Raw genomic sequence first — 25778 nt, 5'->3', positions numbered from 1 at the left:
CGCCTCACGCCTCCAGGGCCGAACGCAGGTCCCAGAGCATCCGCCAGGTGGCCGCGCCCTGTTCGGCACGCCGGCGGACCGGGCCGTCCCAGTAGCCGAGCAGCCTGGCGGCGTCGGCCGGGTCGTCCTTGCGGACGACGCCGATCAGCTGGCCCGGCAACCGCCCGAGGAGGTCACCGCCGTCGGGCAGGTAGGCGGCGGAGACGCCCAGCGCGGTGGCCACCGAGACGGCCTCGGCGGTGCTCATCACGGTGGACGGCCGTTCGACGTCCCAGCCCTCGGTGGAGCGGCCGGTGCGCAAGTCCCGGAAGGCGGTGACGAGTGCCTCCAGCACCGCGTCGTCCACCGCGTAGGAGGCGCCCGCCCGGGCGACGGCGGCGGTGGACTGACGGCGGACCAGCTCGACCTCGGCGGCCAGGCTGCCGATCGGGCCGACGGTCTCGAAGTTGAACCGCCGCTTGAGGGCGGCGGACATCTCGCTGACGCCCTTGTCCCGCAGGTTGGCGGTGGCGATCAGCGTGAAGCCGGCGGCCGCGTGCAGCTGGCCGTCCGGGCCGCCCGCCAGCTCGGGAACGGCGATGCGCCGTTCGGAGAGCAGCGAGACCAGCGCGTCCTGCACCTCGGGCAGGCAGCGGGTGACCTCCTCGACCCGGGCGACCGCGCCCGTGGTCATGGCGGTGAGCACGGGCGAGGGCACCAGGGCCTCCCGGCTGGGGCCCTTGGCCAGCAACAGGGCGTAGTTCCACCCGTACTTGAGCTGGTCCTCGGTGGTGCCGGCGGTGCCCTGGACGGTGAGCGCGCTGGTGCCGCAGACGGCGGCGGCGAGCAGCTCGGAGAGCATCGACTTCGCGGTGCCGGGCTCGCCGACGAGCAGCAGGCCGCGCTCCCCGGCGAGGGTGACGACGCAGCGCTCGACCAGGGCCCGCTCGCCGACGAACTTCTGCTCGATCACCAGGCTCTTCCGCCCGGCCTTGAGCTTCTCCCCGCCGCTGCCCATCACGAAGGTGACCACGGCGCGCGGGGTGAGCAGCCAGCCGGGCGGGCGCGGGCCGGAGTCGTGGCCGGCCAGGAACTCCAGTTCGGCGGCGTACTTCTCCTCGGGCGGGACGATCTGGCGCGCCGTGGCGTCGGCGGGCTGGTCCTTCACGGCGGTGCTCATCGGCGCGCCTTCCTGCGCTTGCTGGTACGGAGCTCTTCGTATCCGGGGGTGTCCCCGTCGCCGACCCGCTGCCAGGCCCGGGCGAACAGCTCCGGGACGGACAGCCGCGGCAGGACCGCGCGGTGGGTGGGCAGTTCGTACAGGCCGGCCTTCCAGGTCTCCGCCGGCAGGCCGGGGGCCTTGGCCTCCTGCCAGCCGCCGGGCAGGAAGAGGCCGCGGCCGGCCCGGGCCCGCTTGGCCTCCAGCACCAGGTCGGTGGCGGCGAGTTCGGCCCGTGCCCGCTTCAGCCGGGCGGGCTTCCAGCCCGTCCAGCGGGCGACGTTGCGGTCGGTCGGGTCGGGCAGGGCGAGCAGTTGGAGGTAGAGCGCGGCGGCGTCCGCGCCGAGGCCGTGGGCCGCGGCCACCTCCGCTACCAGCCGGCCCGCGCTGAGCTGCGGGTCCTGCGCCCAGCGGACCGCCCCGGGGGCGCCGGCGGCACCGGCCGGCGCCGGGTCGGGCGCGAGCTCCGGCGGCGCCACCAGGCGCTCCAGCTCGCCGTCGAGGATCGCCGCCAGCGCGGGCCGCTGGCTCCCGAACCAGTAGCCGGTGCCCAGGCCCTCCAGCAGCTCCAGCAGCGGGTCGTCACCACCGTCGAGCCCGGCCGGGCGCAACCAGACGTGCTCGCCTTCGCCGTCCCCGGTGCCGGGGACGAGCACGAGGGCCTCCCCGCAGCGGACCAGGCCGTCGGCGTCGGCGCCACCCTCGGCCGGCAGGCCGTAACGGGTGCGCAGCAGCGGTGCGAGCGCCCCGTTCTTGGCGGTGTGGTAGAGGTCGTAGTCCAGCAGCAGCCCCGGGTCGGCGAGCCGGGCACGCAGCGCGGCGACGGCCTGCGGCAGCAGCGGGCGCAGCGGACTGTCGGCGGGCAGGTGGTAGGCGAGCCAGCGCAGGGCGTCGACCACCCCGCTCAGGCCGGAGTTGCCGGGCAGGGCGTCCGGGTCGTCGGCGCGCAGCCGCACCGGCCCGCCGTCCTCGTCGGCGCGCAGTCGGAAGCCGGTGGTGCGGTTGAGCCAGGCCGTCCGGGCCGGGTTGAGGACGTCCTCGATGTGGTCGATGCCGACGCCGGTGACGGCGGCCTGGGCCTCCTCGGGCAGGGTGACGAGCTCGCCGAACCACTGCGTCCAGCGCTCGGCCCCGGCGGCGGTGTCGGGCCCCTCGACCCAGAGGGCCTTGGGGTCGGCGGGCAGCAGCGCCGTCCAGACGGCGGCGAGGCCGGCCCGGTCGCGGCCGCGCAGCCAGTCACGGGCGGCCCGGGCCTCGGTGGACTTGAGGCCGAACTCCTTGAGCCGGTCGGCGGGGAGCACGTTGCCGTACCACTGGAAGAGGGTGCTCGTGGGGCTGAGCAGCAGGGCGGCGCGGGTGGCGCCGATGCCCGTCCGGCCGCCGAACGCGGCGGCCTGTTCGGGCTCCCGGGCGAAGCCGCCGTGCAGGGCGAGCAGCGCGGTGAACCCGGCCGTCCACTCGGCGGTGACGCTCTCCTCGGTGTTCCGCTCCTCGGCGGTGCCGTAGTGGGCGACCGGCCCGAAGGCGCCGCTCGGGTCGTGGTCGACGGCGAGCCAGTGCACCCGGTCGTCACGGTGGTGGCGGCAGCCGAGGAGGACCACGGTGCGGTCGCCGTGCCGCAGGACCTGACCGGCCCGCGGCTGGTGCTTGCGGTTGCTGCCGTCGGGGTCGACGAAGGCGGCGAGCGGCTCGGTCAGGGTGACCTCGCGCAGGGTGGCGCCGCGGTCGGCGAGCGGGCCGCGGGTCAGCTCGGTGAGCAGCAGGGCGAGTGCCGACCGCTCGGCCGCGCCGGTGAGCGGGGCGGCCGCGGCGTAGGCGAGCGGGCCGAGGTGGCCGAGGGCGTGCAGCCAGCCGTGGTGGTTGTCGTCCCCCTCCAGTTCGACCTGGAGCGGGGTGGACCAGCCGTCGGTGCCCGGGGGCGCCGGCGGCGGGTCGGCGAGGACGGCGAGGACGGTGCGCAGGTTGCCCAGCACCCGCCACTGCTCGTCGTGCTCCCAGGAGCGGCCGAAGCCCGGGACGCCGGGCAGCAGGATGCCCACCGCGTCGCGGAGGTCCTGGTCGCGCCCGAAGCGGGGCCGGTGGGCGGGGCTCGTCCGGCCGGTGCCGGGCTTGGGGCGGGCCTCGGCCTCGGGCTGCGGGACGAACCGCGCGGCCCGGTCGAGCAGGTCGGCGGCGGACCGGGCGAGCCCGGCGACACCGGCCCGCAGCAGCGGGTGCCCGAGGCCGGGCAGGACGGCGCCGACCGCCTCGACCGGCACCGTGCGCCGGGCGGCCTTGCCGCCCGCGAGCGGCCGGCGCACCCCCTGGACGGTGAGCCAGCGCTGCTCGGCCTCGGCGACCGGCTCGACGTCCACCGGCCAGGCGGCGTCGATCAGTCGGGCGGCCTGCTGGTCGGTCAGGCCGCGCAGGGCGTTCGAGCCCGCCTCGTCGCGCGGCCGCAGGGCGTGCCAGTGGACGAGCGGGGGGACGAACGCGGTGCCGGCCGCCGCCAGTCCACCGGGCCGGCAGGTGCGGAGGTCGGTGGTGGTGTCGCCGCCGGTGCCGGTGGCGTCGGGCAGGGCGAGGCCGAGGCCGCGCGCCTCGACGACCAGCGGGCGGGCGTCACCGGGCAGGCCGAGCCGGCCCACCGGGAACTGCTGGACGTGCCCGCCCGTGCCGGCCAGGACGAGGGTGGTGCCGTCGGCGGTGCCGGTGGTGACCGTCGCGCCGTCGACCCGGACCCAGCTGCCGAGCGCGACGCCGTCGGTGCCGAGCGGGGTGGCCTCCAGGCCGGGCTGCATCGGCAGCAGCCGGGTGCGGTCGAGGTCGAGCCGGCCGGCGGCCGCGGTGGCGGCGATCCGGGGCGGTTCGGCGGTGCGGCCCAGTGTGCCGGTGGTCGGGTCCAGCTCGGTGAGCGCGGCGCCGGCCTGGCCGTGGCGGACCGTCCAGTGGCCGGTGCCGTCCCCGATCACCCGGTGCTCGGTGGGCATCCGGGTGTCACCGGCGTGCAGCGGTCGCTCGCCGGTGGTCCGGCCGCCGCCGGGCAGCGGGAGGGACGCCGTCTCCGGATCGTCCCGGCCGCCGTAGTAGCGCACGATCGTCTCGCCGCCGAGCTCGAAGGGCTCGGCGGGGCGGCCGGACCAGTAGGCGTACTGCTTGCCCTCCCGGTACCAGGCGACCAGCAGCTCGCCGTCGACGAACCGCAGCCGGGGCCGCTGCCAGCTCTCCAGCTTGTCGGGGATGCGCAGGGTGTGCTCCAGCAGGACGCTCTGCGGGCCGACCACCACGACCTGGTTCCCGAGGGCCAGGATCAGCTGCGGCCAGGCGTCCTCGGCGGCGAGGCCCTCGGGCAGCTCCCGGCCGGCCGGGCCGCCGGGCGCCGGGCCCGGCTCGACGCCGAGCTTGCCGAGTGCCTCCTCCAGTGCGGGCCAGCCGAGTTCGTCCAGGATGCCGGCGCGCAGGGTGCGGGCGAGCAGACCGGTGACGTCGAGGCCGGCGATCCGCTCGGCGGCGGCCGGGTTCTCGGTGCGGATCGCGGTGCGGCTGGAGCGCAGCCGCCCCATCAGGTCGGCGGCGCTCGCCAGGCCGCGGGCGGCGAGGAGTTCGTCGGCCCGCGCGTCGGACCATTCGACGAACAGCTCGCGCAGCACCGGGAGGGCGGCCGACCCCTTCTGCTCGGCGGCCGTCCAGCTGTTGGGGACGGCCGCGCGCAGCGCGGGGCGGAACCGCGGGTCGGCGGCGACGGCGGCGAGGGTGCGGCCGTCGGGGCCGGACGCCCGGACCCAGTCGTCGAGCCCGAAGCCGTGCCCGGCGGCCGGGTCGGCGACCGGGACGCCCTCGGCGAGCAGCAGGTCCAGCAGCTCGATCTGGGTGGGGCTGCGCCGGTTGGTGGTGAAGAGGTCCACCGGGACGGCCTCGGCGCGCAGCCGCTCGGTCATCCGGGCGGCCAGGGCGACGGTCTCGGCGACGATGCCGTGGTTGCGCCAGCCCCGGCCGATGTGGCCCACCCAGCGCTGCAGCCAGACGGCGGCCGGCTCGACGGCGCCGGCCCCCGCCGCGTCGGCGGGCAGGCCGGTCAGCAGCCGCTCGGCACCGCTCTCGGCGAGGACGGCGAGCCAGGAGGCGTCCTGGGCACCCTGGTCGGAGACCCCGGCCGGGTCGGGCAGGAGCTCCAACAGCCGGGCGCGGACGGTCTCGTCGCGCCGGCCGAGCTCGATGACGGCGCCGTGCCAGGACTTCCAGAACGCGCCGGGTGCCCGGTTGACGGCGGGCGAGGCGAGCAACTCGACGAGCAGGGCCTGCTCGTGCTCGGCGCGGTCCAGCCCGGCGGCCCGGATCAGGGCGCGGGCGTCCTCGGCGACCCCCGCGTAGGGGGCCATGCCGGCGGCCGAACGCTCGGTGCACAGCTGGCGGAAGCGCTGCCAGGCGGTCAGCGGGTCGAGCCGGCCGCTCAGCTCCTTGACGTACTGGCGCAGCGCCTTGACGGTGAGCGCGCCGGCCAGCGCGAACTCCAGGAAGACGGCGCGCAGCCGCTCCTCGTCCACGGCGAGGCTGTGGCTGCGCTCGGCCTCGCGGGCCTTGCCGAAGAAGGTGCCGGCGTAGGTCTGGTTGCCCTGCTCGATGAAGATCCGGCCGACCTCCTCGCAGTAGGTCGGCAGGAAGTGCGGCACGGCGCGGCCGAGGCGCACGGCGAGCTCCTCGAAGCCGTCCTTGGCGTGGCCGGGCTTGGACTTGGCCTGCCGGGCGAGCCGCTCCATCTCCTTGACGAGGGCGAGCGCGTGGTGGCCGTTCGCCGGGTCGTGGACCAGCGCCCAGGCGGGGAAGCCCAGCGCCTCCTGGCGGACCTGGCCGACCTCGGCCGGCTCCTCGGCGGGCTTCAGGCCGAGGAAGTCGACCGCCAGGTCCTCGGCGGGCCCGAGCGCTCCGGGGACGAGCCGGACGACGCGGCGCCCGTCGAGCGCGGGGTGGGCGTAGCTGCGGGCGGTCAGGACGTCCGCGGCGCTGTCGGGCTGCCCGGCGCCGGGCAGCGTGCCCGCCGGGAGGACGGCTCCGGCGTCCAGCAGGCGCTCGTGCAGTTCGGTGGTGCTCATGCGGCTTCCTCCCCTTCGATCGTGCGGCCGGCGTGCAGCGCGGCGGCCATCCGCATGCCTTCGGACCAGGCGACCGGCCCGACCTGGGCCAGCGGCAGGACCTTGCCGTCCGGGCCCGCCCAGCTGAGCGCGCCCGTCTCGCACGCGTCGTACTCGTAGTAGTCCCCGACCCAGACCCGGGCCTCCAGGGCGAGGCCGCCCTCGACGACGGGCAGTACGGCGTGGCCGCCGCGGACCCGGTAGCCGAGCCGGGCGCAACGGCCGAGCAGCTCGCGCAACTCCTTGTAGCGGCCGCCGGAGTAGTCGGTGACCTCGGTGCCGGACGCGACCTCCGCCGGGCGGTGCCAGACCTCCCGGTACAACTGCTGCACCTGCTGGGAGACCCCGAGCTCGACGGCGAACTCGCGCAGCTCGTCCAAGTCCTCCAGGAGGACGGGGTGGGGTATCCGGATCTCGCCGTCGGTCAGGCGCACGGTGTCCCCGTCGAGGTCGACCAGGCCGAGGCCGCGCTCGGCGTCGGCGCCGCGCAGGAAGCCGGCCACCTCGCCGTCCGCCCCCGTGACCACCAGGTCGCGCAGGACCTCCTGCCAGGCCTCGTCGGGCCAGACCGCGACGAGGACCGCGGCGGGCACGGGCAGCGAGCGGACCATCCACCGCTCGACGTCCTCCAGGCAGCGCCGCCGGTGCGCGGCGAGCCACTCGGTGAGCTGCTTGAGCCCGGTGACCACCGGGTCGTCGTTCAGCTTCGACGGGACGGACTTCAACGGGCGCCCGGCCGCGTTGCGGCACACCACCCTGCCCTCCGCGTCGAGCGCGACTTGATAGCCGCCCGTCCCCGCTTCCACCCACGTCACGGCCGCTCTCCTCCCAGCTGATGATCTGTGATGGGAGGAACGTAACGGGACACACTGACAACGCGTCCGCCGGGGGGCGGCGGCTGCGGGCGGCGCCCTTCAAACCCATCGAACGAGTGAACGACCAGCGGGGACGCGCCGCGGCCGTCGCGGGGCCCGTCGCCGCCCCGCGGCCCGGCGACGGGCCAACTGCCGCACGGAAGAACCGATTCCGCCGACCGGCCGGACGGGCCGGGCCGCCGCGTCCGGACGGACCCTAGGAGAGGGTGAGGCGGAGGATCCGGTCGTCGCCGGAGCGGGAGTCCCCGCGCCCGTCGGTGTTGTTGGTGACCAGCAGCAGCGTGCCGTCCCGGTCGGCGACGACGGTGCGCAGCCGGCCGTAGGCGTCGGTCAGGAACGCCTGCGGGGCGGCCGCCGCGCGGTCGCCGTCGAGCGGGACGCGCCAGAGCCGGGTGCCGCGCAGCGCCGCGATCCAGACCGCGCCGTCGGCGTAGGCGATGCCGCTGGGGGACGCCTCGGAGGTGTGCCACTCCACCGCCGGGTCGATGAACTCGGGACGGTTGCCGGTGCCCTCGACCACCGGCCAGCCGTAGTTGCCGCCCGCCCGGATCAGGTTCAGCTCGTCCCAGGTGTCCTGACCGAACTCCGAGGCCCAGAGCCGTCCTTGGGGATCCCAGGCGAGCCCCTGCACATTGCGGTGACCGTAGGAGTACACCGGCGAGCCGGGGAAGGGGTTGCCGGGCGCGGGGGCGCCGTCCGGCGTGAGCCGCAGGATCTTGCCGCCGAGCGAGCCCGTGTCCTGGGCGAGCGCCTTGTCGCTGCTGTCGCCGGTGCCCACGTAGAGCAGACCGTCCGGACCGAAGGCGATCCGGCCGCCGTTGTGCCGGGGGCCGTGCGGAATGCCCGCCAGGAGCACCTCCGGCGTGCCGAGTTGCCCGCCCGACGGCCCCGCCGGGTCGTAGGTCAGGCGGACGACGCGGTTGTCCGCGGCGGTGCTGAGGTAGGCGTACACCAGACGGTCGGAGGCGTAGCCGGGTGACAGCGCGAGGCCCAGCAACCCGCCCTCGCCGCCGGAGACCACCCCGGGGACGGCACCGGCCACGGTACGGGCGCCGTCCTTCGCCGCGACCCGCAGGATCCGGCCGTCGTCCCGCTCGGACACCAGCAGGTCGCCGTCGGGCAGCACCACCAGACCCCAGGGCGCCGCCAGCTCCTCGGCGACCGTCGCCCGGACGGCCACCGACGGAGCGGCGCCCGGCGAGGACGACCCGGAGCCGGTGGCGGACGCGCCGCCCGGAGCGGGGGCGGACGCCGACCCGGCCGACGTGGGGGCGGCCGACGCGGCCGCGGGCGCCGGGGCCGACGAACAGCCCGCGACGGCGGAGTATCCCCACAGCAGGGCCAGCAACCCGGCTCCGACACGACTGCGCACGAGCGTCTCCCCTCAGGAGGGCGGTTCAGGAGGACCGAGAACGGCTGCCGCGCCGACCGGAGGAAGCACGGCGGCCCCCAGCTCATCACAGCGGCGCGGCGCCCCACCCTCCGACACTCACGCCGCGGGACCGGACGGCCGCTGAAACGCCGGCCCGGGACGGGGCGGCACACCGACCGGGTTCACCCGGACGTGCGGTTTGGAACGATTCGCCCACCCACCGGGCCGGCCCCCCACTAGCCTCGGGACGCACGCCAGTCGAGAACCCGGGGGGCTTCAGCGATGAGCGCTTCTTCCACCACACCACCGCCGATGGCCTGGCGGTACCGCGGCAACCAGGTCGAGCTCCGGCGCGCCCGGGCCGGGTGAGCCGCGAGCACCTGGCCGGGGAGGCCGGGTAGCCGGCCCTCGGGCCGGAGGAGTCGGCAGCGTTCACCGGCACGTTGGCGGAGGAGCTATGAGCAACGAACCGATCTGGTTCACGTCCAGCTACGGCGGCACCGAGGGCGGCGCCTGCGTCGAGGTCGCCGCCGCGTCCGCCGTCGTCCGCGTCCGGGACTCCAAGGACCGGACGGGCCCGCAGCTCGCCTTCTCCCCCGCCGCCTGGGCCGACTTCGTCGTCTTCGCGGCGGCCGCGGAGGCACCGGCCCGCTGACCGACCCGCGCTCCGCGGGTGGTGGATGCGTGGATGCGCGGTTTCGCCACGGAGCCATCGCACCCACTAGTACAATGTCACATTGTGATTCACCGTCCATTCCAGCCCTCCGTCGACTACCCGCCGCTGGCCCGGCTGCTGTCCGCCACCGGGGCGCGGCCGGTCACACCGGCGGCGCTGCGCGCCCAGGATGCCGAACTGCCCGCACAGGGAAGCCTCTTCGCCGGGCCCGGCGGGGCGCTCACCGGTTTCGGCCGGATCCGGCTGGTGGCCCCCGGGGCCGACGACGAGCTCCTCGCCTACGCCACCGCCTGGCGGGCCCCGTGGACTCCGCCCGGGGACGTCGCCTCCCGGGTGGTCGGCTCGGCGGGCCTGCCGCCCGAGCGGCTGCTCCCCCTGACGGACGTGCTGGAGAGCTGGGCCCGCGGCGCCGGCGCCCGCCGCCTGCTCGGCGAACTGCCGGACACCGGAAAGCCGTTCCTCCGCCTGCTGACCGCACGCGGCCACCGGATCGACGCCCACGTCCGCACCGCGACCGCGACGCTGGACGCCCTCCGCCCGGCCACGCCGCCCCCTGGCATCCGCTTCGCCACCCTCGCCACCACCACCGCCCCGCAGCCGGCCCTCCAGCTCTACCGGCTCTACCGGGAGACCCTGTCCGACACCCCGGACTTCACCGACGCCCTGCCCGACTACGACCGCTGGTACGCCGAGGCGGTGGCCGGCGAAGGCTGCCGCCCCGACTGGGTGTTCACCGCCGAGTGCGCGGGGCGGATCGTCGGCGTGAGCGCCGCCCGCACCACCGGCGATCCCCACATATGCCGCATCGACTACACCGGCGTCCTGCGCCCCTGGCGACGGCGCGGGCTGGCCCGGGCCCTCAAGACCTTCGCCGCCCACCGGCTCACCACCCACCGCGTGCGGACCGCCCGCACCGAGATCTCGGCGGCCAACCGCCCGATGATCGCGGTCAATACGGCCCTCGGATACCGCTGGGGCCCTGGTCACTACCGACTCGTCAAGGACCTCTGACCCCAGCACGGCGGGCCCCCTCGCCCGGCGGTCCCGGCGGTCCCGGGCCGGTCGGCGCCACCGCCGGTGCGCCGCCCGCCGGTCCGGTTCGGACTCGCACCGGACCTCCCCTCCGACCAGCAGCATTAGGCAAGGCCAACCTCACATGCACTCGGGTGCGCCGAGCCTGGGAGTCCGTCAACTCACGACCCCGGAGGCCCACTCCGCACCACCGCGAACCCGCCCCGGCCGGCCGGCGGGCCTCCGTCCACCGCTTCGCCGTCCTCCTCGGCGAGGAACCGGCCGGCCGGGTCCTGCAGGCCCTCCTCGGCCATGCCCAACTCGACGCCCGCACGGCCGAATTGCTGCACACCGGCTTCCTCGACCCGCTCCGCGCCCGCGACGTGGCGCACACCCGGGCCTGCCTCGGCACCTGCGAGGACGAGGCCGCCGCGCTCCTGGACGCCCTGCTCGCCCCGCTCCACCACCGCGCGCTGGTGCTGCGCCGTCCGCTCGACCCGGCCTTCGTCGACGCCCTGCTCGACCGGCAGCTCGCCGGGTCCGCCCGCTGAGCGAGGCACCCGCGCACTGAGCCGCCCGGCGTCCTCGCGCCGAGACCGGCACCCGCGCACCGGGCCCGGCGCCCGCACCGCCGCCCGACCGTCCCGAACTCCGCTTCCTCCGGCCCGTGTCCGCCTCCGGGCCCGCTCAGGAGTCATCATGTTCCGACGCCCCCGCCCCACCCACGACGTCGAGGTCATCGCGACCACCCCGCTGACCTCCGCCCTCACCCGGATCACCCTCGCCGGCCCGACCCTGCCCGAGCTCGGGATCGAACACCCCACCCAGTGGGTCAAGTTGACGATCCCCGAGGGCCCCCTCCCGGGTCTACACCATCCGCCACCACCGGCCCGCCGAGCGCGAGGTGGACATCGACGTCGTGCTGCACGAACCGGGCCCGGACCCGCTCGGCGCGGCCGGCCCCGGCGATCAGCCGGCCGACCGCCGCCGCGCCGAGCGGTAGGGCCCGAGGTAGTACGAGAGCGCCGCCAGCGACGCCCCCTCGGGCACCTCCCCGGCGGCCAGCAGCTCGACCACGTCCTCCTCCGCCACCCACTCGACCCGGCTCGCCTCGCTCCGGTCGGCCGGCTCCCCGATCCGGGTGCAGCCGGTCATGTGGAAGGCGTGGAACCGCATCGTCGAGATGCCGGACATCGCGTTGTACCGGGTCAGCGGCTCCACCCGGCCGGGCCGCCACCCGGTCTCCTCCTCCACCTCCCGGGCGGCGGCGGCCGCCGGCTCCTCGCCCGGCTCCGCCCACCCGGCCGGCACCTCCCACCCCCACTGCCCGGTGATGAACCGGTGCCGGTACAGCAGCAGGAACCGCCCCGCGTCATCGGTGACCACCGCCGTCGTGCAGGCCTTCGGCATCCGCACCACGTGGTGGTCGACCCGCCCGACCCCGGGGATCTCGACGTCGTCGAGCCAGAGCTCCACCCAGGGCGACTCGTAGACCGGCCGCCGGCCGAACGTCGTCCACTCCGTCATCGGCCGGTTCTCCTCCGCACCCGCGACCACCACGCTGTCCGCCCCGACCCTCTCACGCCGTCCCCGGGCCCCGGGCCGCCCCCGGCGGCGGTCCGGAAATCCCGGTGCCGGCGAGGTGCCGGGCCCCTACCGTGGGCGGCGTGTGCACCCGCTCCCGGACCTCGCGACGTCACTTCGTCTGCCCGCCCTGCCGTCGGTCGGTGAAGCGGCACGGCGCGCCGGGCCGGGACGGGTGCGCCCGGTGCGGTGGGGCCCTGGTCGACGCGGGCCAGGACCTGGCCGTGCCGCGCGGGCGGGACGCGGCGGGGTGGCGGGCACTGACGGCCCTGCTCGCCGCGGGGGTGACGTTCCACTCGCGGTGCTGCTACGGGCCCGGGTGGCGGCCGCGCACCCCCCGGGAGGTCCGGGAGCGGCTCGCCCGGTCGGCCGGCAGCGGGCGTCCGGTGGCCGAGGCGCTCACCGCCCGGGATCCGGACGACCTCAGCGCGAGGAGCCGGGGACGGGGGCCAGCCCGGTACAGCCCCGGAGGCCGTCGCGGCGCTTGAGGGCGGCCTCGGCGGCGGCCCCGGTCTGCGGGACGGGCACGCCCTGGCCGTCGACGGTGGCGGGCGTGAACGTCTCCCCGGTGACCTTGCCGGCCGCGGTCAGGGTCAGCGTCGTCACGCCGGTCTCGTCGGAGAAGGCGTAGTTGGACGTGCCGTACCAGAGGAAGTTGCCGAAGCCGTAGCCGATGTAGGTGGAGCCGAGCATGCCCGAGCCGAGCATGGTGTGGGCGTGGGTGCCGACCACCGCGGTGGCCCCGGCGGTGGCGAGCTTCTTGGCGATCGCGGTCTGCGCACCGGTCGGACAGGCCTTGCCCTCATCGCCCCAGTGCAGGTAGACGAGCACCACGGGCGCCTGCTTCTTCGCCTCCCCGACCGCCTTGAGCAGCGCGGCGCTGTCCAGCGCCGAGGCGATGCCCGGCTTGGTGGCGCCGGCCCGCCACTTCTGGTTGGTCAGGTCCTCGACCTGGCTGGCCGCGACCACCGCGACCTTCACCCCGCGCACCGTGGTGACGTACGGGGCGTAGGCCTCCTTGGCGTTGCGGCCGACGCCGACGATCGGGATCGGCGAGGAGTCCTTGGCGGCGAGGGTGTCCGCGAGCCCGTCCGCGCCGAAGTCCACCGCGTGGTTGTTGGCCATCGAGACGACGTCGACGCCGGAGTCCTTGAGCGCGGTGAGCGCCTTGGGCGAGGTGCGGAAGGTGTACGTCTTCGACTCGGGGGCGCCCCGGTCGGTGATCGCGGTCTCCAGGTTGAGGACGGCGAGGTCGGCGTCGGAGAGCGTCGCGGAGATCGGGCCGAGCGCCGGCTCGGGGGCCTTCACCGCGAGCCGGGCCTCGGTGCGGCCCTCGAAGTGGACGTCCCCGGCGAACGCCACCGTGATGCTGCCGTCGGGGCGGGGGGCCGAGGCGCCGGCGGAGGGCGAGGCCGACGCGGTACCGGCGGACGAGGGCTCGGCCGCGTCGCCGGCCGGCGCCGCCCGGCCCGGCGGCGGGTCGTCGGGCCCGCACCCGGCCACGGATATCAGCCCGAGCGACAGTGCGACGGCGGCCGCGACTCGGCGCATGTGAAGTCCCCCCGGGGTCGATGCGAGAGCGGTCAGCCTACGCCACTCCCCCGCATCGCCTTCGCCCCGTCCGCACGACGCCGTGACGGCGGGCGCCGCCCGGCGACACCCGTACCGCCCGGGGGCGCCCGCCGTCACGCCAGGTCGAGCAGCTGTTCGTAGAAGCCGCCGAAACCGCGCTCCCGGTCGACGAAGTGGAGCTCCAGGATCCAGTGGCACTCCCGGCCCGACCGGTCGGTGCGGCGCAGCGGGTTGTCGTTGTCGGGGGTGATGTAGGACTCGGCCTTGGCCCCGTCGTTGGTCTCGTGCGGGAACTCGCCGACGAGGTGGCCGGCGTGCCAGATGCCGATCTCCCAGCCCGCCTCGGCGGCCAGCCGCTCCACCTCGGCGTACAACCGGCGGCCGGTGATCTCCGGGTCGGCCGCGAAGAAGTCCCGGCCGGCGGCGAAGACGCGCGGGAGGTCGTCCAGGAGCCGCCGCTTGCGCGGGTCGTCGCCGAAGACGTAGGTGCGGCCGAAGTCCGCCTCGTACTCCTCGAAGACGGGGCCGAAGTCGGCGAAGGCCACGTCGTCGGCGCCGATCACCCGGTCCGGCGGGTTGTCCCGGTACGGCAGCAGGGTGTTCGGGCCGGACCGGACGATCCGCTTGTGCCAGTGCCGGGTGGTGCCGAACAGCTCGTTGGCGAGGTCCCGGATGCGGTCACTCGCCTCGCGCTCGCCCACCCCGGGCACCACCAGCCCGCGCGCCTCGATCTCGGCGAACAGGGTGATCGCCTTCTCCTGCGCCGACACCAGGCCCTCGACGCGCCGGGCCTCCTGCGCCCCGGACGGTTCGACTGTCATACCGGTTCCCCCTCTCCCCAGGTGGCGCCCACGGAAGCCGCGCCACAGCTCACGTCCACCGCCCGCCCCACCGGGCCGGGCAGCCCCGACCGATGGTAGCCGCGGGGCCGGGGGGCCTCGACGGGATCGCGGTCCGTCCCGGCCACCGGGACGGACCGTCCCGATCGCCCGCCGCACCGGGCCGTCGCGTCCCTGGCGCGGCGGGCGTGCGGACGCGCAGCGTGGAGGGTGGACGCTCCCCGGGGTGGACGCTCCCGAGGTCGAGGTGACGAGGTGGACGGGTCATGGACGACGTGGCGAACGGCGGCGGCCGGCAGCGGATCCTGGTCGGGATCGACGGCTCCGCGCCCTCGAAGGCGGCGCTGCGCTGGGCGGTCGGCCAGGCGGTGCTGACCGGGGCCGCGGTGCAGGCGGTGGCGGCCTGGGAGTACCCGTCCCTCTACGGGTGGCTGGTGCCGATGGTGGACGACGGGTTCGAGCGGGCGGCCCGCCGCACCCTGACCGCCGAGGTCGACGAGGTGGCCGGCCGGGACCGGCCGGTCGAGATCGAGGAGAGCCTGGTTCTGGGGCACGCGGCCGAGGTGCTGCTGGAGCTCGCCGAGGACGCGGACCTCCTGGTGCTCGGCAGCCGGGGGCGCGGCACCTTGGCCCGGACGCTGCTCGGCTCGGTGAGCGCCCGCTGCGCGGTGCACGGCAGCTGCCCGGTGGTGATCGTCCGCGCGGACGGCACCGCCGTGCGTCCGCACCCCGCCGGCCCGCGGACGACGAACGCCACCACGGGAGCGCCCGACGCGGCGCCGGCCGCCCGCACCAAGGAGTGGCCGCTGAGCCTGCACATCGTCGAGAGCGGCGACCTCACCCGGGTGCACGCCGTGCTCGACGCCGACGGCACCGCGCTGCACAGCGACACCCGCGCCCGCCGTGACCCGCACGACGAGCCGGCCCCGCCGGTCGGCGACGCGTTCGCCGTGGGGAGGGCCCTGATCGACCTGGGCCACCAACTGCTCCGCGCGGGCACCCGGGGCGCCACCGGCCCGGCGCGGGAGTGACATGCTGATCCCGGCAGCCGCCGGCCGGGCCCGGGTGGGCGAACGGTGGGCGGCGGCCGGCCGATGGCGGCCGGCAGCCGGTGGCCGACAGTTCACGAACGGATGACAGCCGACAGATGACAGACCCGGTCAGCCCGTCTCCGGGCTCAGCGATCCCCGCTCCGGGGGCCGGCACCGCCGCCCCCGACTTCACCCCGGACCAGCGCGCCCGGGGCCGCGCGCTGCGCCGTGCCCAGCTGCCGTGGGCCCTGGGCGGGCGGCTGGCCGGCCTGGGCCTGACCCTGCTGCTCGGCCTGACCGCGGCCGGGGCCGGGCTGGTGACGGCCGCGGGCGGCCTGTTCGGCGGCTCACGGACGGCCGAGGTGCTGGCGGGGGCGGCCGCGCTGGTCCTCCTCGGCCGGGCGGCGCAGCTGCCGTTCGCCGCCGGCGCCCGGACGGTACGGGCCCGGTACGGGCTGGTGACCCAGGGCTGGGGCGGCTGGGCGGTGGACGTGCTGCGCGGCCTGGCCCTGGGGCTGGCCCTGACCCTGCCGGTGGCGTTCGGACTGTTCACGCTCACCGACCGCTCGCCGGAGTACTGGTGGGTGCCGGCGGCCGGCGCGGCGGCACTGCTCACGGCGGCGCTCTCCTTCCTCTACCCGCTGGTGGTGGAGCCGGTCTTCAACCGCTTCACCCCGATGCCGCCCGGTCCGCTGCGCACGGCCCTGCTGGCGCTCGCCGACCGGGACGGCGTCCGGGTGCGGGACGTCCTGGTGGCGGACGCCTCCCGGCGGACCTCGGCCCTCAACGCGTACGTGTCCGGCCTGGGCGCGACCCGCCGGATCGTCGCCTACGACACGCTGCTGTCGACCGCCGAGCCGCGCGAGGTGGAGCTGGTGGTGGCTCACGAGTTGGGGCACGTGAAGCACCGGGACGTGCTGACCGGCACGCTGCTGGGCGCGGCGGGCGCGGCGGCGGTGGTCTGCCTGCTCGGTCTGCTGACCGGCTGGGGGCCGCTGCTGTCGGCGGCGGGGGCGGCGGACGCGGCGGATCCGCGCGCACTGCCGCTGCTGGCGGCCTGCGCGGCCCTGCTGGGCGCCCTGTCGGGGCCGGTCCAGTGCGCGGTGAGCCGCCGGATCGAGACCCGGGCGGATCGGCACGCCCTCGAACTGACCTCGGATGCCGAGCAGTTCATCGCCATGCAGCGCAGACTGGCACTGGCCAACGTGTCCGATGTCGACCCGCCGCGGCTGCTTGAGCTACTGTTCGCCACTCATCCGAGTGCGACCCGCCGGATCGCGGCCGCCCGCGCCTGGCAGGCCGCGGCGGCCACCGGCACTCCGGACGGCGGGGCGCCGGCCGGCCGGACCGGCGGGAACGGGGCTCCGCACGGCGGAGTGCCGGCCGACGGCCCGCGGGCCGGCTGAGCCCGGCCCGCCGCCCGGGCCCGCCGCGACGGGACGCGACACCGGGCGCGGCGGAGCGCGGCCGCGGCCAATATCGTTGTATAGTGCAACAAATTACCGAGGAGGTAGGACCGCCGTGCCCGGCCGCGAGACATCGATCGACACCATCCAGCGCGAGCTGACCGCCTTCGCCCGGCGCGCCCGGCACAAGGCCTCCCAGCTGCACCCGGACCTCTCCCTGGTCACCTACAGCATCCTCGACCTGATCAACGAGCGCGGCGGCTGCCGGGCCGCCGACGTCGCCGCGTACTTCATGCTCGACAAGTCCACGGTCAGCCGCCAGGTCACCGCGCTGGAGAAGCTCGGCCTGCTGCGCCGCGAGACCGATCCGGACGACCAGCGCGGCCAGATCCTGCGCGCCACCGAGGCCGGCCTCACCCTGTTGCGCATGGCCGGCGAGCAGCGCCGGGTCGCCTTCACCGCCCGCTTCACCGACTGGTCCGACGAGGACGTCGCGCGCTTCGCCGGCTACCTCGCCCGCTACGGCGCCGAGGACTGAGCCGCCCGGCACCCGGCCCGGCCGCCCTCCCGCCCGACCTCCGACCACCCCGCGCGACCTCCGACCGCCCCGCGCGGGCCCGCCCGGGGTGCGGGGCACCACCCGGACGGTGTACAGAGGAGAGGTGCCACTTCGGCCGCGTCCCCGTGACCGCCGCCCGTCGTGGCGGCCCGGCCGCCACACGCTGACGGTGCTCCCGCTCGCGCTGATCGTGGTGATCACCGTGGTCGACATCCTGTCGCCGCCGACGATCCACCTCGGACCGCTGCTGATCGTCGCCCCCGCGATCACCGCCTCCTTCGCGGGCGCGCGGACCACCGCCCTGGTCGCCCTGCTCGCACTCGCCGCCCTCACCGTCATCGGCGCCCTGCGCGACGGCCTCACCACGCCCAACCACGAGACGCAGCTCGGCGCGCAGGTCGTCGTCTCGGCGCTGATCGTCGGCCTGCGGGTGCTGCGCGACCGCCACGAGCGCGAGCTGGCCCAGGTCCGCTCCGTCTCCGAGGCGGCCCAGCGCGTCCTGCTGCGTCCGCTGCCGGACCGGATCGGGCAGTTGCGCCTCGCCTCCGTCTACCTCGCCGCCGAGGCCGAGGCACAGGTCGGCGGCGACCTCTACGCGGCGGCCCGCACCGCAGGCGGCACCCGGCTGCTGGTCGGCGACGTCCGCGGCAAGGGCCTCGCCTCGCTCGGCGACGCCGCCCTGCTGCTGGGTGCCTTCCGCGCGGCCGCCCACCTGCACGCCGACCTCACCGAACTCGCCGGCTATCTGGACGGGAGCGTCCGCTGGGGCCTCGCCCAGCTCGACGAGCAGGACCGCGCTGGGCGGGAGGACCGCGAGTCCGGCCGCGCCGGCCGGGCGGACGCGAACGACAGCGGCGAGTCGTTCATCACCGCCGTCATCCTGGACATCCCGGACGACGGCTCGGTGATCCGTCTGATCGACTGCGGCCACCCGCCCCCGCTGCTGCTGCGGGCCGACGGTGTCACCGCGCTGAACGCGCGCCGTCCCGCGCCGCCGCTCGGGCTCGGCGAGCTGGCCCCCGGCGGCTACGAGGTGGACGAGTTCCCCTTCCTGCCCGGCGACCGGCTGCTGATCTACACCGACGGGGTGATCGAGGCCCGCGACCCCAAGCGGCGGTTCTACCCGCTCACCGAGCGCGTCACGGCCTGGGCCGCCGACCGCCCGGACGCCCTGGTCCGGCACGTGCGCCGCGACCTGCTGGCCCACGCGGGCGGGCGGCTGGACGACGACGCGGCGATCGTCGCGGTGGAGCGCCTCGGCTGAACCCGGCCCGGCCGTGACGGCCGCCCGGCTCGCGGGCTCACGGCCGTCACGGCCGGTAGGGCAGTTGCGGCACCTCGAAGCAGGTGGTCGTCATCGAGGCCACCTGGGTGACCCAGCCGCCCCGGCCCCCGTAGGCGGCGTCCTGCCAGCGGGCGGCGTTCAGACAGGCCCGGGTCGGCCCGGTCGGCGGGGGCCGCGGGACGAACGAGGCGGGCAGGATCAGCCCGTGCGCGTCGTACGGCTCGGCACGGTTCATGAACCGCTCGACACAGGCCCGGGTGAGTTCGGCGCCGCAGGAGTCCATCGCGTCGGTGAGCCACTGGGCGCCCGCCCAGCCCTCCAGCTCCCAGGCCGAGAGCAGCGGCTCGCGGTCGGGGAAGTAGCGGGCCATCGCGGCGCGGAAGTCCCGGACCGCCGGCTGGCTCACGTCCTCGTAGTTGAGGCTGGCGGAGGTCGCCCAGAGCGCGTCGCGGCAGGCGGGTGAGGCGCGGTAGTCGGTCCCGACGGTCTGCGACCAGTTCTGGACGTTGGTCGCCTTCGCCGCGACCCGCACCCCGGCCTCGTCCAGTGCCCGGCAGAGCGCCGCGTTGCCCCGGGTGTCCATGGCGTCGAGGAGCAGTTGGGAGCCGTCGGCCCGGACGGCGGCGGCCACCGCTTGGAAGTTCGGGAGCGCGAAGTCGACCGTCTGGGTCAGGACGCGGTAGCCCTCCGCCTCCAGCCCGGCCTTCAGCTGGGCGGCGTAGCGGGCCGAGTCGGCCTGGTTGTAGGCGACCACGGCGGCGCTGGTGGTGCCCAGCCGCTCGGTGAAGAAGCGGAACACCTCGGGGGTCTGGTACAGCGTCCCGTTCCAGCCGACGGCCTGCCCGTCGCGCGGCGCCGCGCTGCCGTAGATGCCGTACAGGTGCGGCCAGCGGTCGTAGGCCGTGCCGATCGGCTGGCCGCCGATGTCCGGCACGCCCTTGCCGCTCACGTACGGTGCGCCGGCGTAGTCGAGCACGCTGCCCGAGACGAAGGCGAAGACGTGCTGCTGGTCGATCAGGCGGTGCACGCAGTCCTGGTTGCCGATGCCGCTGCCGCCGTCGTCGCAGGTGACCAGCTTGACGGTGCGCCCGTGCAGGCCGCCCCGGTCGTTGAGGGCCTGGACGAAGGCCTGGGCGCCGTAGCGCGGGCCGCTGAACACCTCGCTGCCGACCGGGCTGGTGAGCGAGGTGACGATCCCGATCCGGATCTCCGCCGCCGTGACGCCGGTGTCGGAGGCGGGGTCGGCCCCGGTGGCGGCGCCCGTACCGGCCGCCGCGGGGCGGTGGGTGAACGCGCTCTCCGGCAGGCGGGTGCCGCAGGCCGTGACGGCGGCGGGCAGCAGGGCCAGGAGCGCGGCGAGGGCGGCGGCGCCACGGCGGACCGGGGGCCGGCACCGGACGCGGCGGCCGGGCCGCCGACGGACGATCGCGTCGGCGGCCCGGCGGGACGGCGGAGCCGTCAGCCGCATCCGGGGACCGGGGTGCCGCTCGCGGCGCCGGCCTGGGTGAGCAGGCCGCAGAGCGAGGAGCGGGAGACCTTCCAGATGCCGTTGTCGAGGACGGCCTGGCCGGTGGCGCTCGGCTCGACCACGGCGCCCTGGAGGGAGAGCTCGTAGCTGACGGTGGCATCGGTCGGCGAAGTGAACGTCACGTTGGTGACCGTGGCCTTGACCTGGCCGACCCGCGGGTCCTGCGAGAAGCCCTGGAGCGCCGGGAGCAGCACGTCACCGTTCTGGAGCAGTGAGGCCTTCTCGGGAATGGGGGTGGTGGGGTCGAAGAACTTCTCCCAGTTCGCGGTGACCTCGTTCGTCGCGGTCACCGGATCGGCGGGCCCGGTGGCGCCGGCGCTCACGCTCGCGGTGGCACTGCCACCGGCGCTCACGGACACCGAGGCCGAGGCCGACCCCGGCAGGGAGACCGACACCGAGGCCGACCCCGAGGCCGAGGAGCCGGACGAGCTGCTGCTGCACCCGGCGACCGCGCCCACCAGCAGCAGCGCGAGCAGCGCGCCCGCCGACCGCAGGACCGGGCCACCGCCCCGACCGGTACCGCTCTGCCTTACCCGCATGGTGTTCCTCTCGACGAACTCGGCCGCGCCGCCCGGGTGCGGCGCCGACCGCTCGGCCGCACCGCGCGGGGCGGTCCGCCGATCTCCGGATGCTGTTCCAGGCCGATCCTGGAAATGTCGCACGTGACACCATCAAGGCGGATCCATGGACGAATCGCAATCCGGGGGCGAAAAGCCTCATACCGCCCCGAACGGGTCGGACGGACGGCCCGGCCCGGGGCCGCTGCGCGCGGCCGCCCGCGCGGTGCGGTCGGCCCGCGGGGCCCGCGAGTGGACCGGCTGGATCCTCGCGGCCGCCGGGGCGACCCTGTGCGTCCTGGGCTGGTACGGGGTCTCCGGCGAGGCCTTCGTCGAGCAGCAGATCCCCTACCTGGCGTCCTCCACCGTCCCGGGTGCGGCGCTCATCGTGGCGGGCCTGGTGCTGGTCGCCCTGCGTCCACCCGGCCGGCCCGCGGCCCCGCCCGCCCCGGGGGACCTGACGGACCGGCGGATCGAGCGGCTCTACGCCCTCCTGGTCGAGTCCGACGGGCCGGCGGGGCCAGCCGGACCCGAAGGACCCAACGGACCCGACGGACCCGGCCCGGCCGGTACCGGTCTCCTCGCCGTCGCCGAGGGCACGCTCTACCACCGGCCCGGCTGCCCGCTGGTGACCGGCGAGCACGGTGCGGAGCCGGTCGACGCCGCCGCCGTCCGGGCCCGGGGGCTCACTCCCTGCCGGATCTGCGAACCGGGCGAGCCTCAGGAGCCGGGCGAATCCGGTGAACCCGGTGATCCCGGTGATCCGGGCGATCCGGGCGATCCGGGTGAACCCGCCGGCCCCGCTCACCCGATCGGCTGAGGGGAGCGCCGCCCGTGCCCGACGCCGCTCCCCTCGACTCCGTCGGCCTCACCGTCGACCTCGCCCTGGCCGGCCTCACCGTCGGCAGTGCGGCGGCCCTCAGCGGCATCGGCCTGGTCGTCTGCCACCGCGCCACCGGTGTGCTCAACCTCGCCCAGGGCGCCCAGGCGATGCTCATCGCCTATCTGCTGCGCGACCTCGTGGTGGTGCGGCACTGGCCGGTCTGGCCGGCCCTCGCCTGCTGCCTGCTGCTGGTCGCGCCCGCGCTCGGCGTCCTGCTGGACCTCCTGGTGTACCGGCCCCTGCGGCGACGCGACGCCGGCACCGCCGACACGATGGTGGCCGGTCTCGGTGTGTTCGTGCTGCTGATCGGGGTGGTGGTGCTGCTCTGGGGCACCGCGCCGCTGAACGGCGCACCGTCCCCGTTCGGCGGCACCCCGATCACGCTGCCCGGCGGACACACCCTGCGCCCCGACACGGTGGCGCAGCTCACCGCCATCCTGGTGCTCGCCCTGACGGTGGCCGCCACCACCCGCTTCACCCGGTTCGGCCTCCAGCTGCGGGCCGTCGTCGACGACCGCCGGCTGGCCCGGCTGGCCGGGGTGGACGCGGACCGGGTCTCGGCGGCGGGCTGGGCGTTCGGCTCGTTCACCGCCGGGCTGGTCGGCGTCGCGCTCGCGCCGTACCTGCTGCTCGACCCGTACGGGCTGCCGCTGCTGGTGATGGAGACGATGGCGGTCGCGGTGGCGGCGCGGTTGCGCAGCATCCCGGTGGCGGTGGCGACCGGTCTCGGCCTCGGCATCGCGCAGGCCGAGCTGACCAGACTGCGCCCGGCCGGCCAGCTGTTGCCGCTGGTCCAGGCCGTGCAGGCCAACCTGTTCGTGGTGGCGCTGCTGGTCGCCGCCCTGCTGGCCGGGCCTCGGCTCGGGGACCGGTCCGGCGACCGCGCCCCGCTCGCCGTCACCGGCCCGGCCGGCGGCGGCCGGGCGGCCGGGGCGGTCTGCCTGGTGCTGCTCCTGCTGCCGCTGGGCTTTCGTGACAACGACCTGCGCAGCGCGCTGCTGGTCCCCGCGCTGGCCCTGGTCCTGCTCTCGATCGTGGTGGTGACCGGCTACGGCGGGCAGATCTCGCTCGGCCAGGCCGGGTACGCGGGGCTGGGCGCGCTGGGCACGGCGCTGCTGATGTCCGGGCGGATCCCGCTGGTCCCGCCGCTGCCGGCGGTGCCCGCACTGCTGTTCGCGGTGCTGGCCACCGCCCCGCTCGGGCTGCTCACCGGCTGGCCGGCGATCCGGCGGCGCGGGCTGGCGCTGGCGCTGGTCACCTTCGCGGTCGGGACGGCGATGAGCCGCTTCGTCTTCCAGCAGCCGTACGCGACCACCGGGCTCACCCTCGACCGGCCCGCCTTCCTCACCGGAGACCGCGCCTTCTACCTCGCCGAGCTGCTGCTGCTCGGGCTGGGCCTGCTGGTGGTGCGCGGTCTGCACCGGGGGCGGCTGGGCCGGGCCCTGACCGCGATGCGCGACCACGAGCCGGGCGCGGTCGCGGCGGGCGTGAACGTGCCCGGGCTGAAGCTGTTCGCCTTCGTGGCCGGGGCCGCGCTGGCCGCGCTCGGCGGCGGGCTGATGGGCCTGGCCGGGCGGGCCTTCGACCCCGCCGCCTTCGACCCGGTGCACGGGCTGCTCTGGTTCGCCGCGGTGGTGGTGGCCGGCGCGGACAGCGCGCTCGGCGCGGTCCTGGCCGCCGCGCTGCTGATCGGTCTGGACGCGGGGACGGTGGCCGGGGTGTCGGCGGTCGCGGTCGGCCTGCTGGCCGCGGCGATCGGCCGGCTGCCGGGCGGGCTCGCCGGTGTCGCGGCCCGGCTGTCCCGGCGCCGCCCGGTGGGGCCGGCCGGCCCGCTGCCACCCGGCCGCCTCACCCCGGCCGGACGCCGGGCCCGCGCCCTGATCACCGCCCGGCGGGCCGCCGCCGGCTCCGGGGAGGCCCGACCGTGAGCCGGGCGGGTACCGACCGGGCCCGGCTGACGGCCCGCGGGGTGGTCCGCCGCTACGGCGGCATCGAGGCGGTCGCCGGAGTGGACCTCACCGCGCCACCGGGGCGGATCACCGCGCTGATCGGGCCGAACGGCGCCGGCAAGAGCACCCTGTTCGACTGTCTGGCCGGCACCGTCCGCCCGGACGCCGGGCGGGTGCTGCTCGGCGGCCGCGACGTCACCCGGCTGCCCGCGTACGCCCGGGTCCGGCTCGGCCTGGCCCGGACCTTCCAGCAGATCGCCGTCTTCCCGACCCTCCCGGTGGCGGACAACGTCCGGATCGGTGCCGAGCAGCGGCACGGCCGCCGCCCGGACGCCCGCGCCGTCGAGGCCGCGACGGCGCGGGCGCTCGCCCTGTTCGGCCTCCAGGACCTCGCGGCGCACCCGGCCGGCGACCAGCCCACCGGGGTGCTGCGCCTGGTCGAGCTGGCCCGCGCGCTGGCGGGCGACCCCCGGGTCCTGCTGCTGGACGAGCCGGCGGCCGGCCTCGACACCACCCAGACCGCCCGGCTGGTCTCCGTGCTGCACGGCCTCGCCGACCGGGGGATGGCGCTGCTGCTGGTCGAGCACGACCCCGACCTGGTCGGCGAGCTGGCCGACACCGTGTACGCGATGGCCGGCGGCCGGGTGGTGGCCCACGGCCCGGCGGCCGCGGTGCTCGCCGACACCCGGGTGACCCGGGCCTGGGGCGGGACGGCACCGGGGACGGGGGCGGCGGGGGCGGGGTCGGCGGGGGCGGGGTCGGCGGAGGGGGTGGGTACCGGATGACCGTCGAGGCCGCGCTGTCCGCCGCACGCGTCCGGTACGGGCCGCTGGAGGCGCTGCACGGGGTGGACCTCGCCTTCCCGGCCGGCGCCGTCACCGTGCTGCTCGGCCGCAACGGCTCCGGGCGGACCAGTGTGCTGCACGCCCTCGCCGGGGTGGTCCGGCTCTCCGCCGGCCGGGTGGTCTGGCGGGGGCGCGACGTCACCGCGCTCGGCGTCCACCGGCGGGTCCGGCTGGGGCTGACGCTGGTGCCGGCCGAGCGGGCGGTGTTCGCCTCGCTCACCGTGGCCGAGCACCTCGACCTCGGCGGGGCCCCCGCCGGCGAGGCGCTCGCGCTCTTCCCCGAACTGACCGCCCTGCTGCCCCGCCCGGCCGGGACGCTCTCCGGCGGACAGCAGCAACTGGTCGCCGTGGCACGGGCGTTGACGACCCGGCCGGGCCTTCTCCTGCTCGACGAACCGGACCGCGGGCTGGCACCCGCCGTCGCCGCCCGGCTGCACGCGCACCTGCTCGGTACGGCCGCCGGCGAGGACCGGGCCGTCGTCCTCACCGCGCGGTCGCTCCCCCGCGGGCTGGCCGGCGCGGCCGTGGTCCACGTACTGCACCGGGGCGAGGTCACCTTCTCCGGGGAACCCTCCGAGCTGAGGATCCGCCCGACCGGGCCACGCCGACCGGACCGCCCGGCGCCGTGGCGGTGACGGGGGCGTCCGACAGGCGTCGGCCCCGACCGGGTCACTGCGCCAGGTAGCCGCCGTCCACCGGGAGGACCGCGCCGGTGATGAAGGAGGCGTCGTCGGAGGCCAGGAAGACCACCGCCGCGGCCACCTCCGCGGGAGCCCCGAGGCGGCCCATCGGGTGCCGCCGCTCGATCGCCGCGAGGTACTCGGGACCGCCGGGCTCGTCCCGCAGGCGCCGGACGCGCTCGGTGGTGATGGTGCCGGGGGCGACGGCGTTGACCCGGATGCCGCGGTCGGCCCACTCGACGGCGAGGTGTTTGGTCAGACCGGACGCGACGAACTTGGCCGGTCCGTAGACAGCCTGGCCGCGCTGGCCGGCCTCGCCGGAGATCGAGGAGACACAGACGATCGCGCCACCGGCGCCGCCGGGCCCGGCCATCGCCTCGATCGCGTACTTGCAGGTCAGGAACATCCCCCGGCCGTCGACGGCCATCACGCGGTCCCAGGCCTCGGCGTCGGCCTCGGTGATCTCCATCAGCGGGAGCACCCCCGCGTTGGCCACCAGGACGTCGATCCGGCCGTGCCGCTCGACGGCGGCGCCGATCATCCTGCGGGCGTCGCCGTCGCGGGAGACGTCACCGACCACCGTGGTGACGGCCTGCGGCAGCGCGGCCGCCAGCCGCCGCAGGCCGTCGGCGTCGAGGTCGGTCGCGACCACGGACGCGCCCTCCCGGACGAAGCGTTCGGCCACCGCGCGACCGATCCCGCTCGCCGCGCCCGTCACCACGCACACCTTGCCCGCCAGCCGCCCGGCACCCGGCCGACCTGGGGAATCCGGGGCACCTGGGGCACCGGGGGGCACCGGGACATCGATCGCATCAGCCAT

21 protein-coding genes and 1 pseudogene are annotated in these 25778 nt (G+C 76.5%); 12 read left to right on the top strand and 10 right to left on the bottom strand.

Annotated elements, in window-relative coordinates; all coding sequences use genetic code 11:
- Positions 1 to 4: 4 nt before the first annotated feature.
- From ACIQTO_RS21360 to ACIQTO_RS21345, 4 genes are all read right to left on the bottom strand, one after another.
- On the bottom strand, positions 5 to 1159 hold the full coding sequence (locus ACIQTO_RS21360) for an AAA family ATPase (protein WP_402390159.1): 1155 nt from the start codon (positions 1157 to 1159) through the stop codon (positions 5 to 7).
- A complete protein-coding gene (locus ACIQTO_RS21355; protein ID WP_402390156.1) occupies positions 1156 to 6267 on the bottom strand; it encodes a hypothetical protein in 5112 nt (1703 codons plus the stop codon). Before ACIQTO_RS21355 ends, ACIQTO_RS21360 begins: the two co-directional genes overlap by 4 nt.
- Positions 6264 to 7121 carry a DUF4132 domain-containing protein gene (locus ACIQTO_RS21350; protein ID WP_402390153.1) on the bottom strand — a complete coding sequence of 286 codons (858 nt, stop codon included), beginning with the start codon at positions 7119 to 7121 and terminating at the stop codon, positions 6264 to 6266. The genes ACIQTO_RS21355 and ACIQTO_RS21350 overlap by 4 nt, the downstream gene beginning before the upstream one ends.
- Before the next feature lie 256 nt (positions 7122 to 7377).
- Positions 7378 to 8553 carry a PQQ-dependent sugar dehydrogenase gene (locus ACIQTO_RS21345; RefSeq protein ID WP_402390151.1) on the bottom strand — a complete coding sequence of 392 codons (1176 nt, stop codon included), beginning with the start codon at positions 8551 to 8553 and terminating at the stop codon, positions 7378 to 7380.
- Between the two features lie 457 nt (positions 8554 to 9010).
- Here ACIQTO_RS21345 and ACIQTO_RS21340 point away from each other — a divergent pair, with 457 nt between their 5' ends.
- The 4 genes and pseudogenes from ACIQTO_RS21340 to ACIQTO_RS21325 form a co-directional block, all read left to right on the top strand.
- A complete protein-coding gene (locus ACIQTO_RS21340; protein ID WP_402390148.1) occupies positions 9011 to 9208 on the top strand; it encodes a DUF397 domain-containing protein in 198 nt (65 codons plus the stop codon).
- 84 nt (positions 9209 to 9292) lie between these two features.
- On the top strand, positions 9293 to 10240 hold the full coding sequence (locus ACIQTO_RS21335; RefSeq protein ID WP_402390146.1) for a GNAT family N-acetyltransferase: 948 nt from the start codon (positions 9293 to 9295) through the stop codon (positions 10238 to 10240).
- A gap of 155 nt (positions 10241 to 10395) precedes the next feature.
- Entirely contained in the window at positions 10396 to 10791 is a 396-nt protein-coding gene (locus tag ACIQTO_RS21330) for a TetR/AcrR family transcriptional regulator C-terminal ligand-binding domain-containing protein (RefSeq protein ID WP_402390144.1), read from the top strand.
- Positions 10792 to 11099: 308 nt separating this feature from the next.
- Positions 11100 to 11243, top strand: a pseudogene (locus tag ACIQTO_RS21325) (siderophore-interacting protein); the annotation flags it as partial.
- On the opposite strand, the gene ACIQTO_RS21320 reads toward ACIQTO_RS21325, so the two are convergent.
- From ACIQTO_RS21320 to ACIQTO_RS21310, 3 genes are all read right to left on the bottom strand, one after another.
- Complete coding sequence (locus tag ACIQTO_RS21320) at positions 11210 to 11767, bottom strand: NUDIX domain-containing protein (protein WP_402390140.1); 558 nt, start codon at positions 11765 to 11767, stop codon at positions 11210 to 11212. The pseudogene ACIQTO_RS21325 and the gene ACIQTO_RS21320 overlap by 34 nt on opposite strands.
- 480 nt (positions 11768 to 12247) lie before the next feature.
- A complete protein-coding gene (locus ACIQTO_RS21315) occupies positions 12248 to 13375 on the bottom strand; it encodes a CapA family protein (protein ID WP_402390137.1) in 1128 nt (375 codons plus the stop codon).
- 134 nt (positions 13376 to 13509) lie between these two features.
- Positions 13510 to 14217, bottom strand: a complete 708-nt coding sequence (locus ACIQTO_RS21310; protein WP_402390135.1) for a M24 family metallopeptidase — start codon at positions 14215 to 14217, stop codon at positions 13510 to 13512.
- A gap of 284 nt (positions 14218 to 14501) precedes the next feature.
- Between ACIQTO_RS21310 and ACIQTO_RS21305 the strand changes: the two genes are divergently transcribed.
- The 4 genes from ACIQTO_RS21305 to ACIQTO_RS21290 all read left to right on the top strand — a co-directional run bounded on the left by ACIQTO_RS21305 (position 14502) and on the right by ACIQTO_RS21290 (position 18495).
- On the top strand, positions 14502 to 15266 hold the full coding sequence (locus ACIQTO_RS21305) for a universal stress protein (RefSeq protein ID WP_402390132.1): 765 nt from the start codon (positions 14502 to 14504) through the stop codon (positions 15264 to 15266).
- Positions 15267 to 15382: 116 nt separating this feature from the next.
- Positions 15383 to 16672 (top strand): M48 family metalloprotease, encoded by a 1290-nt coding sequence (locus tag ACIQTO_RS21300; protein ID WP_402390130.1) that lies wholly within the window; start codon positions 15383 to 15385, stop codon positions 16670 to 16672.
- A gap of 115 nt (positions 16673 to 16787) precedes the next feature.
- The gene (locus tag ACIQTO_RS21295; protein WP_402390127.1) at positions 16788 to 17210 is read left to right on the top strand and encodes a MarR family winged helix-turn-helix transcriptional regulator; all 423 of its coding nucleotides are present in this window, start codon (positions 16788 to 16790) and stop codon (positions 17208 to 17210) included.
- Between the two features lie 190 nt (positions 17211 to 17400).
- Complete coding sequence (locus tag ACIQTO_RS21290) at positions 17401 to 18495, top strand: PP2C family protein-serine/threonine phosphatase (RefSeq protein ID WP_402390124.1); 1095 nt, start codon at positions 17401 to 17403, stop codon at positions 18493 to 18495.
- A gap of 46 nt (positions 18496 to 18541) precedes the next feature.
- On the opposite strand, the gene ACIQTO_RS21285 is transcribed toward ACIQTO_RS21290, so the two are convergent.
- Positions 18542 to 19984, bottom strand: a complete 1443-nt coding sequence (locus ACIQTO_RS21285; RefSeq protein WP_402390121.1) for an ABC transporter substrate-binding protein — start codon at positions 19982 to 19984, stop codon at positions 18542 to 18544.
- Positions 19975 to 20583, bottom strand: a complete 609-nt coding sequence (locus ACIQTO_RS21280) for a hypothetical protein (RefSeq protein ID WP_402390119.1) — start codon at positions 20581 to 20583, stop codon at positions 19975 to 19977. The genes ACIQTO_RS21285 and ACIQTO_RS21280 overlap by 10 nt, the downstream gene beginning before the upstream one ends.
- 145 nt (positions 20584 to 20728) lie before the next feature.
- On the opposite strand from ACIQTO_RS21280, the gene ACIQTO_RS21275 reads away from it, so the two are divergent.
- Genes ACIQTO_RS21275 through ACIQTO_RS21260 form a run of 4 tightly spaced genes read left to right on the top strand, consistent with a single transcriptional unit; the run spans position 20729 to position 24913 of the window.
- Positions 20729 to 21421, top strand: coding sequence for a hypothetical protein (locus ACIQTO_RS21275; protein WP_402390116.1), 693 nt, complete (start codon positions 20729 to 20731; stop codon positions 21419 to 21421).
- A 14-nt stretch (positions 21422 to 21435) separates the two neighbouring features.
- A complete protein-coding gene (locus tag ACIQTO_RS21270; protein WP_402390113.1) occupies positions 21436 to 23412 on the top strand; it encodes an ABC transporter permease in 1977 nt (658 codons plus the stop codon).
- The gene (locus ACIQTO_RS21265) at positions 23409 to 24218 is read left to right on the top strand and encodes an ABC transporter ATP-binding protein (RefSeq protein ID WP_402390111.1); all 810 of its coding nucleotides are present in this window, start codon (positions 23409 to 23411) and stop codon (positions 24216 to 24218) included. The genes ACIQTO_RS21270 and ACIQTO_RS21265 overlap by 4 nt, the downstream gene beginning before the upstream one ends.
- Positions 24215 to 24913 carry an ABC transporter ATP-binding protein gene (locus ACIQTO_RS21260; RefSeq protein ID WP_402390109.1) on the top strand — a complete coding sequence of 233 codons (699 nt, stop codon included), beginning with the start codon at positions 24215 to 24217 and terminating at the stop codon, positions 24911 to 24913. The genes ACIQTO_RS21265 and ACIQTO_RS21260 overlap by 4 nt, the downstream gene beginning before the upstream one ends.
- Before the next feature lie 34 nt (positions 24914 to 24947).
- Here ACIQTO_RS21260 and ACIQTO_RS21255 read toward each other — a convergent pair whose 3' ends face one another.
- The gene (locus tag ACIQTO_RS21255) at positions 24948 to 25754 is read right to left on the bottom strand and encodes an SDR family NAD(P)-dependent oxidoreductase (RefSeq protein ID WP_402390242.1); all 807 of its coding nucleotides are present in this window, start codon (positions 25752 to 25754) and stop codon (positions 24948 to 24950) included.
- Between the last annotated feature and the right edge of the window lie 24 nt (positions 25755 to 25778).

The organism is Kitasatospora sp. NPDC091207 (genome assembly GCF_044768625.1).
Classification (GTDB): domain Bacteria; phylum Actinomycetota; class Actinomycetes; order Streptomycetales; family Streptomycetaceae; genus Kitasatospora.
This window is presented reverse-complemented; position numbering and strand designations above follow the sequence as displayed.

Coding starts and splice junctions, on each gene's coding strand:
- ACIQTO_RS21360 (WP_402390159.1), bottom strand. CDS start 1,159: ATGAGCACCGCCGTGAAGGACCAGCCCGCCGACGCCACGGCGCGCCAG.
- ACIQTO_RS21355 (WP_402390156.1), bottom strand. CDS start 6,267: ATGAGCACCACCGAACTGCACGAGCGCCTGCTGGACGCCGGAGCCGTC.
- ACIQTO_RS21340 (WP_402390148.1), top strand. CDS start 9,011: ATGAGCAACGAACCGATCTGGTTCACGTCCAGCTACGGCGGCACCGAG.
- ACIQTO_RS21320 (WP_402390140.1), bottom strand. CDS start 11,767: ATGACGGAGTGGACGACGTTCGGCCGGCGGCCGGTCTACGAGTCGCCC.
- ACIQTO_RS21315 (WP_402390137.1), bottom strand. CDS start 13,375: ATGCGCCGAGTCGCGGCCGCCGTCGCACTGTCGCTCGGGCTGATATCC.
- ACIQTO_RS21310 (WP_402390135.1), bottom strand. CDS start 14,217: ATGACAGTCGAACCGTCCGGGGCGCAGGAGGCCCGGCGCGTCGAGGGC.
- ACIQTO_RS21305 (WP_402390132.1), top strand. CDS start 14,502: ATGGACGACGTGGCGAACGGCGGCGGCCGGCAGCGGATCCTGGTCGGG.
- ACIQTO_RS21300 (WP_402390130.1), top strand. CDS start 15,383: ATGACAGACCCGGTCAGCCCGTCTCCGGGCTCAGCGATCCCCGCTCCG.
- ACIQTO_RS21285 (WP_402390121.1), bottom strand. CDS start 19,984: ATGCGGCTGACGGCTCCGCCGTCCCGCCGGGCCGCCGACGCGATCGTC.
- ACIQTO_RS21280 (WP_402390119.1), bottom strand. CDS start 20,583: ATGCGGGTAAGGCAGAGCGGTACCGGTCGGGGCGGTGGCCCGGTCCTG.
- ACIQTO_RS21275 (WP_402390116.1), top strand. CDS start 20,729: ATGGACGAATCGCAATCCGGGGGCGAAAAGCCTCATACCGCCCCGAAC.
- ACIQTO_RS21260 (WP_402390109.1), top strand. CDS start 24,215: ATGACCGTCGAGGCCGCGCTGTCCGCCGCACGCGTCCGGTACGGGCCG.